Raw genomic sequence first — 15,444 nt, 5'->3', positions numbered from 1 at the left:
CGTCTCTCCGCCTCTCGGTCGCTCTCGGTGCACTGTCGAGAGTGCCGCCCCGAGAACCCTCCCGCTGGCGGGATTCGGACATCGCGCCAGGCCGGGGCGTGACGCAGGCGTCCGCGCCCCGGCCTGGCGGCCGAACGGCTATCCGGCGGGCAGATCCGCCTTCGCGAGGAACTCGCGGATCAGCTCGGCGACCTCGTCCAGCGCGCTTTCGAGCAGGAAGTGACCTCCGTCGAGAAGGCGCACCCGCGCGTCGGGTACGTCGTCGGCGAACGCGCGGGCGCCGTCCGGGCCGAAGATCTCGTCGTTCTCGCCCCAGACGGCCAGCAGGGGAGGCCGGCGGTCCCGCAGGTAGGCGTGCAGGGGCGGGTAGAGCGGCAGATTGCTCGCGTAGTCGAGCAGCAGTTTCAGCTGTACGCGGTCGTTACCGGGGCGCGAGACGAGGGCGTGGTCGTGGAGCCAGGTGTCGGGGCTGACCAGGCTGGGGTCAGCCACGCCGTGCAGATACTGCCACTTGATCGCGTCCAGGCTGAAGGCCTCGCGGATGGCGCCCACCGTCTCGGGGGTCTGCTCGTGCCAGTACGCGCGGGCGGGCGCCCAGAAACTCTCGACGAGCCCCGCCTCGTAGCCGTTCCCGTTCTGGGTGATGATCGCCGTGATCGCGTCCGGGTCCCGCAGCGCCAGGCGCCAGCCGACCGGGGCGCCGTAGTCCTGGACGTACATGGCGTACCGGGACACCCCGAGCCCGGCGAGAAGCTGCCGGGTGAGGTCGGCGAGGGCGTCGAAGGTGTAGTCGAACTCCCCGACGGGCGGCGCGTCGGAGAGGCCGAAGCCCAGGTGGTCGGGGGCGATGACGTGATAGCGGTCCGCCAGTTCCGGGATGAGGTGGCGGAACATGAACGAGCTGGTGGGAAAGCCGTGCAGCAGGACGAGTACGGGCGCGCCGGCCGGTCCCGCCTCCCGGTAGAAGAGCTGTCGGCCCTGAACGGTCGCGTAGCGGTGATGGACGTCGACCATGGCGGTCTCCTTGTCTCGGGCCCCGAGTCTCTGGTTGCCCCGCACCGGCCCGGTGGGCCGGGGGCTCACGCCTTCGCCGATTCGGCGGCGTCGCGGTGGCGCCGGTAGTGGCGGGCGACGCGGGCGCGGTTCCCGCAGTCCGCGGAACACCACTCCCGGCGTGGGTGGGAGCGCACGAAGTACAGCACGCAGCGGGGACCGTGGCAGGCCCGCAGCCCGCTCCTGCCGGGCCCGGTGAGGAGGCGTACACCCTCCTCCGCGAGCTGCGACAGGATCCAATCGGTCGGGGTGCCGTCGGTGGCGGCCGTGCGGGCCGGGCCGCTCTCCCCGGTCCACTCCAGCATGGACCAGGAGGGTGCCCGCGCGCAGGACTCGTTGACGGCGGCGACCGCCGCCGCGAGGGCGTCGGCTTCGGACGCGGACCCGGAAACGGTGTCGCGCGATTCCCCCGTGTCGCGTGTGTCCCCCGCGCCACCGGTCGTGACGGCCGCGAGATGGCGCAACGCGTCGCGCAGTCGGCAAAACCGCAGGACCTCGTCCGCGGACGGTTCGGGCAGCCGTGCGAGAGACAGACCCTCCGCCCGCGGCAGGCGCGGCCGGATGCCCCGCAGCCAGGCCGCGAGGCCCCCGGGACGTGCGAGCTCGTCGTGCACGCCGTCCCGGCCGGCCCAGATGGTGTTCATGAACTCGACGGGCAGCGGCTCCCCCAGCAGCGGAGCCGCTGTCGGGGCCGCGGGCGGGCCGTCCTCAGTGCTCTCCATACCGGCAACCGTAATACTGGATCTAATGGTTGTCGACCGGAGTAAGCATGTGAATTGAGGATGTCAGCGTCGTCGCACCTGGGTCCACTCGGCGAACCACCAGACGAACGCGACCAGCACCGCCCACAGCAGCGCCTGCCCGGCGGCCGACGGCCAGGACAGCTCCCCGCCGAACCGCTCCACTCCGGCCGTCGCGGCCCAACTCACGAGCAGAACCACCAGGATCCGGATACGTCGGTGTTTCAACATGAGACCCGGATACCCAAGATCATGAGCCGGACACGCGACGGCCGCACCCGGCCCCGGGAAGCGGCGGGAGAGCCCCGGCGTCCGCTACCGGGGGAGCACCGCGTAGATCGTCTTTCCGGGACCGGGCCCCGGACCGGGCGCGATCGCCAGCCGGGCGGCCAGCCTGCGGACCATGTGCCAGCCGAACCCGCCGCCCCCGCCGTCGAGATCGGGGGCACGCTCGCGTGGCGGCGCCGGGTTCGGGTCGCTGACGGCCACGGTCACCGAGTCGGGCGCCGCGGACAGTTCGAGCGTGTACCTGCCGCCGCCGTGCCGCAGGGCGTTGGTGACCAGCTCGGACACCACCAGGACGATGGTGTCGACCGCGCCGGAGCCCGGTGCCGGAGTGAGGCCGCCGGTGAAGGCCCTGGCGGTGTCGCGGGCCTCGTGGATCCCGGCCGGGCTGTCGCCCCGCACCACGCCCGGTTCGGGCATCACGTCGGTGATCCTCGTGCCGTTCATGCGTGTTCACCTCACGTGCATCGCTTGTACCGCTTTCAGGGCAAGCGTTCCCGCTCGGTCCGACTTCAGGCCCAGCGGATTCAGCCGTGTCCTCCAGCCCCTTGCGGCCCCTCCCTGTCCTCGTCCCGGGCCTTGCCCTCGTCCCAGAGACGGGTGCTGTGCGCGCCGGCAAGTGCCCCGACGCGGTCCAGGAGTTCGGCGGCCGGCAGGCCGTTTACGCGCCGGCCGTCCCGCAGGCGCAGCGCGACGCGGTCCCCTGCGGCCTCCCTCGCTCCGATCACCGCCTGGTACGGCACGAGCCTCGCCGCCCTGACACGGGCGCCCAGGGTGCCCTGCTCCGGCCCCGAGACCGCGGCCCGCAGTCCTCGCGCCGCGCATCGCTCCACGAGTGCTCGCGCCTGCGGGAGTTCGGCGCCGGAGACGGGCAGGACCATGAGCTGGGTGGGCGCGAGCCAGCCGGGAAAGGCGCCGCCGTGCCGCTCCGCGAGATGCGCGACCGCCCGCTCCACACTCCCGATGACGCTGCGGTGGATCATCACCGGCCGGTGCCTGGCGCCGTCGGCGCCGACGTAGCGCAGATCGAACTGTTCGGGCTGGTGGAAGTCGACCTGGACGGTCGACAGGGTCGACCCGCGCCCGGGGCAACGCCATTTCCGCTCCGCGCCCGCGAATACCTTCTGTCGTAACTCTGGACACCCGCCGAGCGGGCGTGCTGTCATTCCGCTGCGCACCTTTTCCAACGTTGTAATGCCAGGGACGGAACCTTCCGCTCCCGCTCGTTCCGCCCCCGCCCGCGCGAGGACACCGAGGACAACCATGAGACGAAAGCCCGCCACCCGCTCCCGACCACTGCTCCGGTCGCTGCTGCTCGCCGTCGCCCTGTTGCTGCCGGCGAGCGGTTTCGTCCCGGCCGCGACGGCCGCCGACACCGCGTCCGCCGATGCCCGGTCCGCCGCCGCCCCGGCCGCGGACGACGTGCACGGTCTCAAGGGCGAGTACTTCAGCATGTCCGCGCCGGGTGCGCGCGACTTCGCCGACCTCGGGGGAGTGGCCCTCGACCCGCAGATCGAATTCCCGGGCCTGGCCTCGACGTTCGAGTCCATGACCGGCCGTACCGAGCACACCACCGCCCGCTGGACGGGCCGGATCGAGGCCCCGGCGAGCGGCGACTACACCTTCTACGCGACCGGCGACAACGGCTTCCGGGTGTGGATCGGCGACAAGGTGGTCATCGACCACTGGGAGCCGGACTGGGACAAGGAACAGACCAGTGAACCGGTCGCGCTGACCGCCGGCGAGCCAAGGGACGTCCGGGTCGAGATGTTCCAGGACACCGGCGGAGCGAACATGTTCCTGCGCTGGTCGGGCGCGGGGACCGAGAAGCAGATCGTCCCCGAGTCCGCGTTCACCCCGCCCGCCGACTTCGAGATCTATCCGGTCTCGCTGACGGTCGGCGAGGACGGCCGCCGGCTCCGCGCGACGTTCGAGGAGAAGGTCGGCGGCACGGTCGCGGAGCTCAGGGACCATCTGAGGATCGAGGTCGACACCACGCCGATGCCGGTCTCCTCCGTCGCCCGCACACCCGGCGACCCCTACTCCCTGACCGTCACGCTGAAGGCGCCGGTCCAGAAGGACCAGCGGGTCGGCTTCCGATACGACGGCGAGGGCGGCCTCCAGGCCGGCGGCGAGACGGTGCCGGAGATCATGCGCACCGCGGCCAACGACTCCACGCACCGCCTCACCACCGAGTGGGGCGACAGGCTCGACCCGGACAACCCGCTGCCCGAGTACCCCCGCCCGCAGCAGGTGCGCGACAACTGGAAGAACCTCAACGGTCCTTGGCAGTTCGCGGGCGCCGAGAAGGACGAACGTCCCGTCTTCGGCAGGGACCTCGACGAGAAGATCATCGTGCCGTTCCCGGTGGAGTCCCAGCTCTCCGGCCTCGAACGCCACGAGGACCACATGTTCTACCGCAAGCTCGTCACCGTGCCCCAGGACTGGAAGGTCGGCAGCGGCAAGCGGCTGAAGCTCAACTTCGACGCCGTCGACTACGCGACCCGCGTCTGGGTCAACGGCACCCAGGTCACCGAACACACCGGCGGCTACACGGCGTTCGGCGCCGACATCACCGACGCGCTCAAGAACGGCGGCAAGGGCCCCCAGGAGATCGTCGTCGCCGTCACCGACACCAACGGTCCCGACCAGCCGATGGGCAAGCAGTCCACCGACCCCGGCGGCATCGTCTACACCCAGTCGTCGGGCATCTGGCAGACCGTCTGGATGGAGCCCGTCGCGACGGCGGCCGTCGACGAACTCGTCACCACGCCCGACATCGACTCCGGCACCCTGGCCGTCACCGTCAACTCCGCCAAGGCCACACCCGACGCCAAGGTCAGGGCCGTCGCCCGCGACGACAGGGGCCGGATCGTCTCGGCGGTCAGCGGCCGCCCCGGCACCGAACTGCGCCTGCCGATCAAGAACCAGCGGCTCTGGACCCCGGACGACCCCTACCTCTACGACCTGGACGTCACCCTCACCGACGGCGGCTCCACCGACAGCGTCGACAGCTACTTCGGTATGCGCTCTGTCGGAATCGAGAAGGTCGGCGGCTACCAGAAGCTCGTGCTGAACGGGAAGCCGGTCTTCTCCCTCGCCATGCTGGACCAGGGGTTCTGGCCCGACGGCCTCTACACCCAGCCCAGCGACGCGGCGCTCAAGTTCGACCTCGAAGCCCAGAAGGAGCTCGGCTTCAACGCCGTACGCAAACACATCAAGGTCGAGTCCGCCCGCTTCTATCACCACGCCGACAAGCTCGGTCTCCTCGTCTGGCAGGACTTCGTCTCCAGCGACATCACCACCGAGGCGGGACAGCGGACCTTCGTCGACGAGGGCAAGCGGATGATGCGGCAGCTGCACAACTCGCCCTCGATCATCGGCTGGATCGTCTTCAACGAGGGCTGGGGCGAGTGGAACCGCGAGGAGACGGGCCGCATCGCCGAGTCGGTGAAGGCCACCGACCCCTCCCGCATCGTCAACGCCCACAGCGGTGTCAACTGCTGCTCCTCCAAGGGGGACTCGGGCAAGGGCGAGATCATCGACCACCACGACTACGTCAACAACGACGCGCCCTTCCCCGACCACCGCGCCGCGATGGACGGTGAGCACGGCGGCTTCACCCTCCGCACCCCCGGACACATGTGGCCCGGCCCGCCCGCCGCGATCTACAGCGGAGTGGCCGACAAGGACGCGCTCACCGCGAAGTACGTGCAGAACACCACGGACTTCTATCTCGAAGCGGCGGGCGCCGAACTCTCCGGCTCCGTGTACACACAGGTCAGTGACCTGGAGAACGAACTCAACGGCTTCTACACCTACGACCGCCGGCAGATCAAGGTCGACCCGGCACCCGTGCGCGCCATCAACCGCAAGGTCATCGAGGCCGGCGCGGAAGCCGGCGAACGGGACGAGCTGAGCGGCGGCGGGCACTGGCCGCTGGACGAGGGCAAGGGCACCACGGCCGCGGACAAGGGCCCGAACGGCAGCTCACTGAGCCTCGTCGGCGGTGCCGGCTGGACACCGGGCGTCAGCGGCACGGCCCTCGCCTTCGACGGCAAGGGCCAGTACGCGCAGACCGAAGGACCAGTGGTGGACACGACCGGGAGCTACTCGGTTTCGGCGTGGGTCACCCTCGGCGAACTGCCCGTCAACTACGCCACGGCGGTGAGCCAGGACGGACGGCGCACGGAGAATCCGTTCTATCTCCAGTACGGGCAGGGCGCGTTCGCGTTCAGCACCCCCGGCGGAAACCGCGCACGCCTGGAGATCCGGCCCGAGACGGACCGCTGGTACCACCTCGTCGGGGTCCGTGACTCGGCCTCGGACGACATCACCCTGTACGTCGACGGCGCACCGGCCGCCACCGTCGCCGCGGGACCGGCCGATGTGAGCACCGGACCGCTGTCGCTCGGCCGCGCGAAGTACGACGGCGCCAAGGGCGACTTCTGGAACGGGTCGATCGACCAGGTACGCGTCTACGACAAGGCGCTGACGGACGGTCAGGTGCGGCAGCTGCACGAGGAGGACCAGCCCGGGTAGCCCGGACCCACGGTGATGTGGTCCCCGGCGAGCCGAGAGGCGCGCCGGGGACCACACGTGCTCCGGGGCCGGCCCTCTCCGTCTGGGCACGGCCCTCTCCGTCAGGGCAGCGGCGCGCCACGCGCCGTCAGCCACAGGTCGTACCACTCCTCGTGGGTGAGTTCCGGCTCCCGTACGGCGGCGTCGGCGCAGGCGCGGATGCGCTCCGGCCGCGCGCTGCCGACGACCGGCGCGATCCGGGCCGGGTGCCGTTGCAGCCACCACAGCAGCACGGTCTCCGGTGTGGTGTTCTTCGCCTCGGCCAGCGAGGCGACGAGCCGCGCCGTCGCCTGCTCGTCCGGGGTCTCCTGGCGGCCCGTGTACCGGCCCTGCGCGAGCGCTCCCCAGGCCTGGATTCCGATCCCGTTCGCGCGGCAGTACTCGGTCGTCCCGACGGGATAGCCGCCTTCGGCCGCCTCCGGGGTGTTGACCAGCACTCCGGCCTCGACCCAGTCCCGGCGTGCCAGGCTCATCTCCAACTGGTTGGCGACCAGGGGGAGTCCGAGCGCCGCCCGCAGTGTGTCGATCTGCGCGCCGCCCATGTTCGACACGCCGAACCGCCGTACGAGGCCCTGCTGGTGGAGCGAGGTCAGAGCGCTCGCGACGTCGTCCGGGTCGGCGAGCGGGTCGGGCCGGTGCAGCAGCAGGACATCGATGACATCCGTACGCAGCCTGGTCAGGCTCTCCTCGACGCGCCGGACGATGCTCGCGGCCCGCAGGTCGTAGATGCCGGGCCGGTCGCCGTCGGCGAGCCGGATCCCGCACTTCGTCTGTACGACGACGCGCTCCCGCAGCCCGGGGGTGCGGCTGAGGACCTCGCCGAAGACGGCCTCGGACTTGCCGTGCCGGTAGATGTCGGCGTGGTCGAACGTGGTGATCCCGCTCTCCAGCGCCGCCTCTACCGCCGCCTCGGCGGCGTCGATGTCCGCCGGGCCGTAGGGGGTGGTGTCCCAGCCGCCGCCGAGCCCCATACAGCCGTAGAGCAGCCGGCCGGCGTTCTTCGTCTCCGCTTCTTTCGTCACGCGGTCACCCTACGGCGGCCCTGATCGCGTGTGGCCCCGGGGAAGCGTCCCCGGGGCCACAGGCTCCGTACGTCCCGCCGCGGCGGGTCAGCAGTACAGGTTGCCGCCGGGCGCGACGCCCAGGATCTGGGTGAAGCGCTGGTAGTTGTTGATCCGGCTCTGGACGGTCGCGGGGTTGCGCCCGTCGCACTCCAGCGAGCCGTTGATGGACCGGATCGTCTGGCCGAAGCCGGCCTGGTTGACCATCGCGTTGTGCGGGGTCATGGTGCCGGGACCGTTCTGGGTGTTCCAGTACCAGAGGCCGGTCTTCCAGGCGACGGCCGAGTCGTTCTGCACGCGCCACGGGTCGGCGAGCAGGTTGATGCCGAGCGCGTCACCGGCCGCCTTGTAGTTGAAGTTCCAGCTGAGCTGGATGGGTCCGCGCCCGTAGTAGGCGGCCTGGCCGGCCGGGCAGCCGTAGGACTGCGAAGTGTCGCAGTAGTGCGGGTAGTTGGCCGTGTTCTGCTCCACGATGTGGACCAGTCCGCCGGTCTCGTGGCTGACGTTGGCGAGGAAGGCCGCGGCCTCCTGGCGTTTGACGGTGTCGCTGCCCGTGGTGGCGAAGGCCGGGTAGGCGCTCAGGGCCGCGGTGAGACCGCTGTAGCTGTAGAAGCCGTTGCGGCTCGGGAACATCTGGTTGAACTGCGCCTCGCTGACCACGAATCCGCCCGGGTTGCCGCCTCCACCGCTCGGCGGCGCGTTCCATTTCTGGTTCGACTGCCCCGAACAGGTCCATATCTGGAGCCGGGCGCCGTTCGCCGAGTTGCGGTCCTGGACGTCCAGGCACTTGTTCGCCTGTGGGTTGACGATGTCGTTCGCGCCGGAGACCACCCAGCGCTGGTTGGCGCCGCCGGTGCAGTCCCACAGATGGACGAGCGCCCCGTCGGCGGTGCTGTTGCCCGAGACGTCCAGACACTTGCCGAGCGCGCGCAGCGTGCCGTCGCCCGAGTTGGACCAGCGCTGGGCATTGCTGCCGTTGCAGTCGTAGAGCTGTACGGGGGTGCCGTTGGCGTTGTTCGCCCCGGCGACGTCGACGCAGTTGCCGGCCAGACCGGTGATCTGGCCGTCGGCCGCCTGGGCGGCCGGAGCGGTGAAGAGAGTAGCGACGAGGGCTGCGACCGCGAGGAGGATCGCGGACCGTACGAGGGAAATGCCTCTGCCGGATCTGCTCAACATCTCTGAATCTTTTCCCTTCGCGCCGACGGCGCACGGAGCCCTGTCGGTTCGCCGACAGGGCCAAGGAGGAGATGCGCATGGGTGGTGTGTCGATTGGATTGAAAAGGAAGGTCTAGACCTTGTCAAGCACATGGCGAACGGGGTGTCAGGGCGCCACGCCGACTCTTCGGCACGTTCCCGGCGACGCGTGACCGAACGGCATATGACGCCGTGTGAGATCCGATACGGTATCCCGCGACGCGCCTCCCACCTGCCGGCCAGGTGGCGATCTGCGTGTTCGCACATCAAACCTGGCGTACCGCGTACCGCTCCATCGAGGGCAGGGCGCTGACCTGGTATTTCTTGATCGACAACCATCTATCGGTAAGGTCTGTTACGGCAATATGACTATCTGCTACCTTGCATATGGGACCATCGCGGCAGGGAGGTGGCAATCGTGAGCACGCCGAGTGCCGCCGTGCAGCGACTGCGCCTGCGGACCGAGCTCCGCAGGGCCCGGGGCAACGCGGGGCTGACCCAGCGTCAGGTCGCCATCAAGATGGAATGGAGCCCGTCGAAGCTCATCAGAATCGAGGCGGGCGAGGTCGCGGTCACCGTCAACGACCTCAAGGCGCTGCTGACCGAATACGGGGTGACAGAGCGACGCAAGACCGAAGGGCTGCTGGAATTGGCCCGGGGCAGCCGGAAAATGCCCTTCAGCGAGTACCGCGACGTGTTCAGCAAGGAATTCCTCTCCTTCCTCGCCCTGGAGTCCTCGGCCTCGATCATCCGGGGCTTCCACTTCTTCGTGGTGCCCGGTCTCTTCCAGACGGAGGAGTACATGCGGGCGCTCGTCGCGGGAACCTCCCAGGCGACCTCCCCCGAACGGCTCGACCGCCTCGTCGAAGCACGCCTCGCCAGGCAGGACCTGCTGGAGGGCGACGAAGGGCCGAAGCTGCTCATGGTCCTCGACGAGTCGGTCCTGCGCCGGCAGGTCGGCGGACCGGGCGTGATGCGCGCTCAGCTCGAACGGCTGGCGGACCTGGCCGCCCACCCCCGGATCACCATCCAGGTCATGCCGTTCAGCGCGGGCGCGCACCAGGGCATCCTCGGCCCCTTCACCCTGTTCGAATTCTCCGAGGAGGGCATGCCCGACTCCGTCTATCTGGAGAACCCGCGCGGGGATTCGTTCGCGAGCAGCGCCCCGGAGGTGACGGGAAAGTACATCGAAGCCTTCTACGAACTGGAGGACCAGGCACTCGGCGGCGACATGGAGCGGGTGCTGCGCCAGGTCGTCGAGCGCATCGGTGAAGGGAGCGAGGACCTGACGCTCCCGGCCGAGGCCGGCGAGCCGTAGAAGACCGGACCGATCCGCTACCTCTGAGCGACGCGCCACCCGCGGCCACGCCCGATGCCGCGGTTTCTGACGAGTGATCACCGAGGTGGCTGATGAACAGGTCGGGGGCTCTCACCGGCGGCGGTGTCCGTCGCCGCCGGTGGAGGGTACGGGGGTACGGGCATGCCAGGACGTAAACGCCCCGGTGTCGAAACCTGGGTGCACATCTGCAACGAGATCATTCACCACGTACTGCCGTTCCGGGCGCGGACGGTCCATCTCCTGTGGGTCGTCACGATCCCGCCGGTGGTGCTCGGCGGATCCTTCTACATCGTCTTCTCGGTCCTGGTCCCGAACCCGCAGGGCTGGTTCGGCGTGGCGGGCTGCGGGGCGGGCGTTCTGCTCGTGGCCCGGTTGCGGACCCGGCTGAACCTCATGTCGGGCGGACGCGGGGCGATCAGTCCGTCCGAGGCAACGCCCGGTGCCGGGGCCGGATTTACCCGGCCGGCCGGGGCGGCACCCGCCGAGCCGACCGGAGAAGAGGAGGCGCCCACCAGCCCGCCGCCGCCGTGAGAACCAGCGCCGTGACGACGCCGACCACCGCCGTACCGGCGGCACTTGCCGCGCCGTAACCGGCGCCGAACGCGAGGATTCCCGTCAACAGGGCGTACCCGGACCAGAACCAGCCCGTGGTGCGAGGTGAGCGCGAGAGCATCGAACGCGTCATCGGTCATCCCCCTTGAGGTACGTCTGCGCCGCCAGCGTATCCCTCACACCCGACGCCGCAAGGCCGCGCACACGGCCATCTGGCGTGAACGCAGCATCCGCGATCATGGCGGAATCCGGCATGTTCGTTTTCCCGTGCGCGATTGTTATCCTGAAGCAACGTGCCGACGTTTCCGCGTACTTGATCGAATTCGTCGGGCCGGGAGTCGCACCGCCGCAGCGAGCTGCCCCAACCAGGCTTTCCGCACACATCGTCAAGGAGGCGTGGGTGACTGAGTCATGGGCATGGCGCAAGAGCAGCTTCAGCGATGCCGGCGCCGACGATTGCGTGGAACTCGCCTGGGACACCGACCGGGTCATGATCCGTGATTCGCGCTCTCCGCACGGCGCCGTACTCGGCTTCTCCCGTGCGCACTGGAAAGCCTTCTTCGACCACACCCGCCACACGTCCCACCCCCGGGCGGACGATCCGCCGGACAGGGTCTAAGGAAAGGCCGCGGTGGGACCGCCCGCGTCGAGATCGCCCTTGCGCAGACGGTAGACCTGCAACTGCAGGTTGTAATACTTCTCCGTCTCGCCGACCCACTCCATCCCGACCCGCCGTGCCGTCGCGGCGCCCCGGACGTTCCGAGGGCGCACCACGGCGAACAGCTCCTCGACCCCGGCGTCCGACTCGAAGGCCTGATGCGCCACCGCATGGCCCGCCTCCGCGGCCAGACCCTGCCCCCAGAGGCCGGGAGCGAGCTGCCAGCCGATCTCCAGGTCGCTGCCCAACGGGGGGAGCGGCAGCAGAGCCACCCCACCGACCACCTCACCGGTCTCGCGCAGGGAAATGGCCCACCGGCCCTGGGGCGGTTCGAGCGTGGCCGACTCGCTCACCCACCGCTCGACGAGGCGCTCCATCGCGGCCAGGTCCGACACCGGCTCCAGAGCCGGCGCGAGCCATCGGGACACCTCGTCCACGCCGTAGACCAGCAGGGCGGCCTCGGCGTCACCTCGTGCCCACGGTCGAAGGGTCAACCGGGGAGTACTGATCCGGGAGCCCTCGATAACGACCCGATGTATTCGGTCAGCCATACATTGAGAATATCACCGGAACACCTGACCGGTCGGGGCCGGTACGGGGCCAACTGCCTGTTCGTCGGCCACTCGTGGACCCGTCGAATTCAGTGGAATAACCGTCCCCCTCCCACCGTTGAACGACATACCGGGGGTCGAGAAGACCCCGGGCGCGCCGACAGGAAGGGATCACATATGAAGCCTCGTATACACCCCGTATCCCGTCCGGTGGTTTTCCGGGACCGCGCAGCCGATTACGCGTTTCTGACGCGCTCGACCGCGGAGTCGGACAAGACGATCGAGTGGGAGGACGGGAAGAGGTACCCCGTCGTCGACGTCGAGACATCATCGGCGAGCCACCCCTTCTACACCGGTAACTCGCAGGTTCTTGACACCGCGGGCCGTGTGGAGCGCTTCGAGCGCCGTTACGGCGACGCCCCGAAACGCGGATGAGCGGCGCCGGGAAGCGTCGGCGCGAAGACGGAGACCAGGAGCCCCGGAGGCGGGATCGACGGATCACGCCGCCGGGGTTTCCGTATGCCGCCGCGCATATCCCGCGCGCGAACGCCGGCGGATCTGGCACCATCGCCGGATGATCAGCATCGGGACGATCGTGATGGGCGCCTCCGACGTGCGGCGCGCGGCCGAATTCTGGAGCCGGGCGCTGGACTACGTCCCCCGCGACGGCGAGGTGGCGGACGACTGGGTCGTCCTCGTCCCCGCCGACGGTACGGGGCCGGGGCTGTCCCTCGGGCTCAGCGGGACGCCGGTGCAGGAGCACCCCCGTGTCCACCTCGACCTCTACGCGAGCGACGCGGCCGAGCAGGCCGGTGAAGTGGCGCGCCTGATGTCCCTCGGCGCCGAACGCGTGGACTGGGACCTCTACCCCGACGACCCCGACTTCGTCGTCCTCGCCGACACCGAAGGCAACCGCTTCTGCGTCATCGACACCGGCCGCGGCTGAGTGCGACCCGCGAGCACGGCGCACGGGTGAGCGTCCGACCACGTACCGCGGTCGCCCTGATCACCGGCGCGACGGCTGCCGGGCGGCTCCGCCGCCGTGTCAGTCTCTCGTAGCCGGGTCCCAGCCCTCGTCGAACGCGCGCCGTACCGGACCGGGCAGCGGAGCGAGACCGAGCAGACCCGAGACCAGCTCGGCGGTGAGTGAATGCCACTCGCCGGCACGCCGGAGCATCGCGTGGTCCCCGCCGGTCATCAGCACCGCGCACGCGTCGGCGCCCGCCGCACGGGCGCGGCGCACGACATCGCGGCTGCCCCGCGGGTCGGTCGTACGGTCCCGGTCACCGTGCACGAGGACGACCTGCCGGTTCAGCAACTGGTCCACCGGCTCCCCGGTCGGGCACCACGGGGCGAGCCCCACCACGCCGCGTACCAGGTCGTGCCCGGCCACGGCGAGCGCGGCGCGCCCGCCCATCGAATGACCGACCAGCACCACCCGTACCGAACCGGCGAGCTGTTCCAGCTCGTCGAGCGCCCGCAGGGCGTCCACCGCGGCGTCGGCACGCGCGCCGTTCCACCCCCGGTGCCGGTAGCGGACCCGTCCCACCAGGACGTCGTGCCCCTCGGTCGCGCGCAGCACCGCCCGTGTGAACGGCCGCATCCGCGCGGCGGCCAGACCCAACCGGGGTGGTGGCTCCACGCCCTCCGAGCGTCCGCCGTGCAGCAGGAGCACGGCGGCTCGGGGCCGCGCGGCCGACCTGTCGAGCGCGAGGGCGGGCGGGACCGGGGCACGGGGGTCGCTGACGGGCACGTGGTGCCTGACCTCTCTTCTGTCTTCCGTGGTGAATGGGGCCCCACCCACCACAGAAGATATTCGGCGCCGGCGCCGTCGCGGATGGCCCGTCGCACGTAACGATTCCGCGATCTCGCAACGGGGTGGCACGGGCCGGAACATTCCCGAACACGCGGCCACGGAAAGGGCGGTGGTGCGGTGACGGCCCCCGGACCCTCACCGCACCACCGCCCCCGCCCCGAGAGCGCGGACTCCCGGGAGCGCGGACTCAGGACCGGCGAGCCGTCCCCTCCGACCCGGCCGCCGCCTCGTTCGTTCCGCGAGGCCGCGAGGGTCCCTCCGACTGCTCGGCCCTGTCGGCGGCCTCGGCCGCCGCGCGCTCCCGCGCCCCCCAGGTCTCCTTCGTCGTCGCCACGCCGATCAGTCCGACCAGTCCGATCACCACATAGAAACCGGCCGGGCCCACCCAGTCGAACGACTCGGCCAGCAGCACGGCCAGAAACGGCGCGAACCCGGCGACCGACGCCGCGACCTGGTAGCCCAGCGAGGCGCCGGACGTACGGGTGTTGGTCTTGAACAGCTCGGCGAACCACGCGGCCTGCGTACCGGTCAGCGCCGCGTGGATCACACCGATCGCGATCAGATAGATCAGCACGACGAGCAGCGGATTGCCGGTGTTGGCCATCAGGAACATCGGGAAGCCGAAGGCGACCGCCATCAGACACCCGGCCAGATACAGCTTCCGGCGGCCGATCCGGTCGGTCAGCGCACCGGACAGCACCGTCGTGCCCACCGCGAGAAGACTCGCGATGACGATGCCCGCGAGGGCGATGCCCCGGTCGTTCTCGTCGCGGTCGGTGATGTACGACAGCAGATAGGTCGCCGTCAGGTAGTACGCGCACGACTCGACGACGCGCAGCGCGATGATCCGCAGGATGTTGCGCCAGTCGTTGCGCAGCACCGTCGCGAGCGGGTTCTTGACGGTCTCACCGCTGGCCTTGGTCTCCTCGAACTCCGGCGACTCCGTCAGCTTCACCCGGACGACCAGGCCGACCACGATCAGCACCGAACTGGCCAGGAACGGCACGCGCCATGCCCAGTCGCTGTCGAAGTTCACGGACAGCAGGAAGACGATGTTGGCCAGCGCGATACCCAGCGGATTGCCCGCCTGGGGTATCGCCGCGTACAGACCGCGCCGCCTGCGCGGCGCGTGCTCGTACGCCATCATCACCGCGCCGCCCCACTCGGCACCGAACGCGAGGCCCTGCACCATACGGATCAGCACCAGCAGGATCGGCGCGATGATGCCGGCCTGCGCGTAGGTGGGCAGCACACCGATCAGGACCGTGGCGATGCCCATCGTCAGCAGGGCGGTGACCAGCACGGGCTTGCGGCCGTACTTGTCGCCGAGGTGGCCGCCGACGGCGCCGCCGATGGGGCGCATCAGGAAGCCGACGCCGAGCGTGACGAAGGCCAGCAGGGTGCCGACGACGGGGTCGGACTCGGGGAAGAAGACATCACCGAAGTAGAGAGCGGACGCCGTGCCGTAGGCGACGAAGTCGTAGTTCTCCACACAGGTTCCCGCGGCGGCGCCGAGGGAGGTCCTCAGCTTGCCGCGGCTGCCGTCCTGAGCGGTGGCGGCGGCCGGGGAGGGTGCGCTGTTGCTCGCGCTCATGCCGTAACTCCTAATCTCCT

15 protein-coding genes and 1 pseudogene are annotated in these 15,444 nt (G+C 70.1%); 6 read left to right on the top strand and 10 right to left on the bottom strand.

The genetic code is table 11. The annotated features are described in order from the left end of the window. Positions 1-138 precede the first annotated feature (138 nt). The 5 genes and pseudogenes from GXP76_RS11180 to GXP76_RS11160 all read right to left on the bottom strand — a co-directional run. Entirely contained in the window at positions 139-1,014 is an 876-nt protein-coding gene (locus GXP76_RS11180) for an alpha/beta fold hydrolase (protein ID WP_242571318.1), read from the bottom strand. A 65-nt stretch (positions 1,015-1,079) separates the two neighbouring features. Continuing rightward, positions 1,080-1,775, bottom strand: coding sequence for an ABATE domain-containing protein (locus GXP76_RS11175; RefSeq protein WP_242571317.1), 696 nt, complete (start codon positions 1,773-1,775; stop codon positions 1,080-1,082). 63 nt (positions 1,776-1,838) lie between these two features. Further along, complete coding sequence (locus GXP76_RS11170; protein ID WP_242571316.1) at positions 1,839-2,024, bottom strand: hypothetical protein; 186 nt, start codon at positions 2,022-2,024, stop codon at positions 1,839-1,841. An 84-nt stretch (positions 2,025-2,108) separates the two neighbouring features. Further along, positions 2,109-2,525 carry an ATP-binding protein gene (locus GXP76_RS11165; protein WP_242571315.1) on the bottom strand — a complete coding sequence of 139 codons (417 nt, stop codon included), beginning with the start codon at positions 2,523-2,525 and terminating at the stop codon, positions 2,109-2,111. An 80-nt stretch (positions 2,526-2,605) separates the two neighbouring features. After that, positions 2,606-3,163, bottom strand: a pseudogene (locus tag GXP76_RS11160) (His/Gly/Thr/Pro-type tRNA ligase C-terminal domain-containing protein); the annotation flags it as partial. Between the two features lie 178 nt (positions 3,164-3,341). Here GXP76_RS11160 and GXP76_RS11155 point away from each other — a divergent pair. After that, on the top strand, positions 3,342-6,620 hold the full coding sequence (locus GXP76_RS11155) for a LamG-like jellyroll fold domain-containing protein (protein ID WP_242571314.1): 3,279 nt from the start codon (positions 3,342-3,344) through the stop codon (positions 6,618-6,620). 101 nt (positions 6,621-6,721) lie between these two features. Here the strand turns inward: GXP76_RS11155 and GXP76_RS11150 are convergent, their stop codons facing one another. Beyond that, the gene (locus tag GXP76_RS11150) at positions 6,722-7,681 is read right to left on the bottom strand and encodes an aldo/keto reductase family oxidoreductase (protein ID WP_242571313.1); all 960 of its coding nucleotides are present in this window, start codon (positions 7,679-7,681) and stop codon (positions 6,722-6,724) included. An 87-nt stretch (positions 7,682-7,768) separates the two neighbouring features. Continuing rightward, the gene (locus tag GXP76_RS11145; protein WP_242571312.1) at positions 7,769-8,896 is read right to left on the bottom strand and encodes a lectin; all 1,128 of its coding nucleotides are present in this window, start codon (positions 8,894-8,896) and stop codon (positions 7,769-7,771) included. Between the two features lie 436 nt (positions 8,897-9,332). Here GXP76_RS11145 and GXP76_RS11140 point away from each other — a divergent pair, with 436 nt between their 5' ends. From GXP76_RS11140 to GXP76_RS11130, 3 genes are all read left to right on the top strand, one after another. Next, positions 9,333-10,232, top strand: coding sequence for a helix-turn-helix transcriptional regulator (locus GXP76_RS11140; RefSeq protein ID WP_242571311.1), 900 nt, complete (start codon positions 9,333-9,335; stop codon positions 10,230-10,232). A gap of 162 nt (positions 10,233-10,394) precedes the next feature. Next, the gene (locus GXP76_RS11135) at positions 10,395-10,784 is read left to right on the top strand and encodes a hypothetical protein (RefSeq protein WP_242571310.1); all 390 of its coding nucleotides are present in this window, start codon (positions 10,395-10,397) and stop codon (positions 10,782-10,784) included. Positions 10,785-11,043: 259 nt separating this feature from the next. Continuing rightward, a complete protein-coding gene (locus tag GXP76_RS11130) occupies positions 11,044-11,424 on the top strand; it encodes a DUF397 domain-containing protein (RefSeq protein ID WP_242571309.1) in 381 nt (126 codons plus the stop codon). Here GXP76_RS11130 and GXP76_RS11125 read toward each other — a convergent pair. Continuing rightward, on the bottom strand, positions 11,421-12,014 hold the full coding sequence (locus tag GXP76_RS11125) for a GNAT family N-acetyltransferase (protein WP_242571308.1): 594 nt from the start codon (positions 12,012-12,014) through the stop codon (positions 11,421-11,423). The two genes, GXP76_RS11130 and GXP76_RS11125, sit on opposite strands and share 4 nt — an antisense overlap. A gap of 177 nt (positions 12,015-12,191) precedes the next feature. Here GXP76_RS11125 and GXP76_RS11120 point away from each other — a divergent pair, with 177 nt between their 5' ends. Continuing rightward, entirely contained in the window at positions 12,192-12,449 is a 258-nt protein-coding gene (locus GXP76_RS11120) for a type B 50S ribosomal protein L31 (RefSeq protein WP_242571307.1), read from the top strand. Between the two features lie 139 nt (positions 12,450-12,588). After that, positions 12,589-12,960 (top strand): VOC family protein, encoded by a 372-nt coding sequence (locus tag GXP76_RS11115; protein ID WP_242571306.1) that lies wholly within the window; start codon positions 12,589-12,591, stop codon positions 12,958-12,960. A 99-nt stretch (positions 12,961-13,059) separates the two neighbouring features. On the opposite strand, the gene GXP76_RS11110 is transcribed toward GXP76_RS11115, so the two are convergent. After that, the gene (locus tag GXP76_RS11110) at positions 13,060-13,767 is read right to left on the bottom strand and encodes an alpha/beta hydrolase (protein WP_374360574.1); all 708 of its coding nucleotides are present in this window, start codon (positions 13,765-13,767) and stop codon (positions 13,060-13,062) included. Positions 13,768-14,017: 250 nt separating this feature from the next. Further along, on the bottom strand, positions 14,018-15,444 hold a 1,427-nt coding region (locus GXP76_RS11105; protein WP_374360571.1), incomplete at its 5' end, for an MFS transporter.

Origin of the sequence: Streptomyces sp. NP-1717, from assembly GCF_022695985.1 — a bacterium.
In the GTDB taxonomy this organism is placed as follows: domain Bacteria; phylum Actinomycetota; class Actinomycetes; order Streptomycetales; family Streptomycetaceae; genus Streptomyces.
This window is presented reverse-complemented; position numbering and strand designations above follow the sequence as displayed.

Excerpts from the sequence above, each read along its gene's own strand:
- GXP76_RS11165 (WP_242571315.1), bottom strand. The coding sequence starts at position 2,525 with ATGAACGGCACGAGGATCACCGACGTGATGCCCGAACCGGGCGTGGTG.
- GXP76_RS11180 (WP_242571318.1), bottom strand. The coding sequence starts at position 1,014 with ATGGTCGACGTCCATCACCGCTACGCGACCGTTCAGGGCCGACAGCTC.
- GXP76_RS11155 (WP_242571314.1), top strand. The coding sequence starts at position 3,342 with ATGAGACGAAAGCCCGCCACCCGCTCCCGACCACTGCTCCGGTCGCTG.
- GXP76_RS11125 (WP_242571308.1), bottom strand. The coding sequence starts at position 12,014 with ATGGCTGACCGAATACATCGGGTCGTTATCGAGGGCTCCCGGATCAGT.
- GXP76_RS11145 (WP_242571312.1), bottom strand. The coding sequence starts at position 8,896 with ATGTTGAGCAGATCCGGCAGAGGCATTTCCCTCGTACGGTCCGCGATC.
- GXP76_RS11115 (WP_242571306.1), top strand. The coding sequence starts at position 12,589 with ATGATCAGCATCGGGACGATCGTGATGGGCGCCTCCGACGTGCGGCGC.
- GXP76_RS11175 (WP_242571317.1), bottom strand. The coding sequence starts at position 1,775 with ATGGAGAGCACTGAGGACGGCCCGCCCGCGGCCCCGACAGCGGCTCCG.
- GXP76_RS11130 (WP_242571309.1), top strand. The coding sequence starts at position 11,044 with ATGGCGGAATCCGGCATGTTCGTTTTCCCGTGCGCGATTGTTATCCTG.
- GXP76_RS11135 (WP_242571310.1), top strand. The coding sequence starts at position 10,395 with ATGCCAGGACGTAAACGCCCCGGTGTCGAAACCTGGGTGCACATCTGC.
- GXP76_RS11120 (WP_242571307.1), top strand. The coding sequence starts at position 12,192 with ATGAAGCCTCGTATACACCCCGTATCCCGTCCGGTGGTTTTCCGGGAC.
- GXP76_RS11170 (WP_242571316.1), bottom strand. The coding sequence starts at position 2,024 with ATGTTGAAACACCGACGTATCCGGATCCTGGTGGTTCTGCTCGTGAGT.